The following is a 419-nucleotide window of genomic DNA, read 5'->3' on the forward strand; positions in this document are numbered from 1 at the left end:
GCGAGAGCGGCTACTTCCTGGTGATCGACGCCTCGGGCGGCGCGGATCGCGGCAAGTTCGTGGTCCATCCGAGTGCCGAGGGCAAGCTGGCCGAGGAGGCGAACCTGCCGGTGCGGCGCATGCTCGAGGCCGGGCAGGGCCGGCTCGACTACGTGTCGGCCGACGCGGCGCTCGGCGAGCGCGAGGCGCGCGCCAAGTACGTGGTGTTCCAGACCGTGCCCGAATGGCACTGGCTCGGCGAGCGGCGCGGCAACCGCTCGCTGGTGGCGGCGGCCGCCGCGGTATCGACCCCGCTGGACGTTCACGCCGGCGGCCGGGCCATCTCGCAGGGCTTCTCGATGGTCTACACGCGCTCCTTCCTGAAGACACTGAAGCTCAAGGGGCTCGCCAAGCTCGCCCAGCATCCCGGCATCTTCGAC

The 419-nt window shown here is 71.4% G+C and carries 1 protein-coding gene; it reads left to right on the top strand.

Going from position 1 to position 419, the window contains the following annotated elements; all coding sequences use genetic code 11:
* Nucleotides 1–20: 20 nt before the first annotated feature.
* Nucleotides 21–419, top strand: a 399-nt coding sequence (locus HWX25_RS33680) for a Cache 3/Cache 2 fusion domain-containing protein (RefSeq protein ID WP_347879271.1), incomplete at its 3' end; no start/stop codon positions are given.

The sequence above is a fragment of the Burkholderia sp. BCC1640 genome (assembly GCF_902833125.1).
GTDB classification, from domain to species: Bacteria; Pseudomonadota; Gammaproteobacteria; order Burkholderiales; family Burkholderiaceae; genus Burkholderia; species Burkholderia diffusa.